At 69.0% G+C, this 1,435-nt stretch carries 3 protein-coding genes; 2 read left to right on the top strand and 1 reads right to left on the bottom strand.

Annotation, left to right across the window (positions count from 1 at the left end):
* On the top strand, positions 1–447 hold a 447-nt coding region (locus tag B4M60_RS00245; protein ID WP_291079363.1), incomplete at its 5' end, for a fatty acid desaturase family protein.
* Positions 444–887 carry a hypothetical protein gene (locus tag B4M60_RS00250; protein WP_291079365.1) on the top strand — a complete coding sequence of 148 codons (444 nt, stop codon included), beginning with the start codon at positions 444–446 and terminating at the stop codon, positions 885–887. The genes B4M60_RS00245 and B4M60_RS00250, both read left to right, overlap by 4 nt.
* Here B4M60_RS00250 and B4M60_RS00255 read toward each other — a convergent pair.
* The gene (locus tag B4M60_RS00255; protein ID WP_291079364.1) at positions 884–1,162 is read right to left on the bottom strand and encodes a WhiB family transcriptional regulator; all 279 of its coding nucleotides are present in this window, start codon (positions 1,160–1,162) and stop codon (positions 884–886) included. The two genes, B4M60_RS00250 and B4M60_RS00255, sit on opposite strands and share 4 nt — an antisense overlap.
* Positions 1,163–1,435 lie beyond the last annotated feature (273 nt).

Genomic DNA, 1,435 nt, shown 5'->3' on the forward strand with positions numbered 1-1,435 from the left:
GAGGACCTCGAGGAGGAGACGCAGGCGCAGTGGTATCTCCGGCAGATGCTCGGGTCCGCCAACTTCACCGGAAGTCAGCTCACCCATTTCATGTCCGGGAACCTGTCCTTCCAGATCGAGCACCACCTGTTCCCCACGATCCCGTCCAACCGCTACTCGGAGATCTCGGTGCAGGTGCAGGACATCTGTCGGCGCTGGGACCTCCCGTACACGACCGGCCCGCTGTACCGGCAGTACTGGCAGTCCTGGCGCACGATCGCCAAGCTGTCGCTTCCGGACCGCTTCCTCAAGGGCACGCCCGACGACGCGCCGGAGACCCGCTCGGAGCGGATGTTCCGGGGCGAGCCGCGCACCTACGACGACCATGCCGGTCCCAGGTCGGGTCTGGTCACGGCCCTGCGCCATCACAACCCGGCCATCATGAAGCGTCTGACCCGGGCGGCCTGAGCGTGGACGAGGCCCACCGTCGCCCCCCGGGGGCGACGGACGCGGAGGTCGAGGCGGCCGGCACGGTCGGCGAGGCGCTGGAGTACGTCGAGCGGGCCCGCGGCCACCTCTACGACCTACACCAGCTGATCGGTCGGGCCGACATCCTCTACCAGCGGGCGGCGGATCAGCTGGCGGAGGCCGGCCATCCCCGGCTCGCCGAGCGCATCCGGTCCGAGATGGTCGGGCTCAACGTCCTCCACGGTCGGTGGACGTTCCAGGTGGTGGAGGAGTTCGACGACGGCTACTGGGCGACCGCGCGCGAGATGGGCCGGGCGGTGCGCGACGAGATCACCGATGGGCGCCGGCACGTCTGGGAGGCCGAACTCAAGGAGCGCGGCCGGACCGCCGGCCGGCCGGGCCACGAGGCGACCCCGAACGACGCCGTCGGCCGCGGTTAACCGGTCCGCTGCCGCCCGGCGATCTTGTGCCGGTCGGATTCCGTGAGTCCGCCCCACACCCCGTAGAGCTCCTTGGACTCGATGGCGAACTGGCGGCAGGTGTCGAAGACCGGGCAGACGGCGCAGACCTGCTTGGCCTTCTCCTCCTTGCGCCGACGCTCACCCTTGGACTCGTCCTCCGCGCTGTAGAAGAGGTCCTCGTGGCCGAGGCACGCCCCGTGGTCTCGCCACGACCAGAAATCCGACGTCGGTTCCAGGTTCCTGAATCTTGGCATGTCGCCTCCATCCGCTGAATCTGAAGTGCCCTGTCGTGAGCCCTGAAAGTCCAGATCGCAAGTCGAACTTCCCATCCTGTCAGGAATCCGGGTCCCGTCCAGCGCCACGTCATCGTCGTCAACACCCCGCCGTGACGGAATCCGCCCGTGCGCTGGGGCTTCGCGCGGGCTCACGGAAAACGTGAGAATTCGCCTATCCGCCCGGTGAGTACGCGTCCACCGACTGCCGGGTCACCCGAGGGGTGCGGCGCTCGGCGTGGTGGTCGGCGGCGG

The organism is Dietzia sp. UBA5065 (assembly GCA_002415925.1).
Taxonomy (GTDB): domain Bacteria; phylum Actinomycetota; class Actinomycetes; order Mycobacteriales; family Mycobacteriaceae; genus Dietzia.

Excerpts from the sequence above, each read along its gene's own strand:
- B4M60_RS00255 (WP_291079364.1), bottom strand. The coding sequence starts at position 1,162 with ATGCCAAGATTCAGGAACCTGGAACCGACGTCGGATTTCTGGTCGTGG.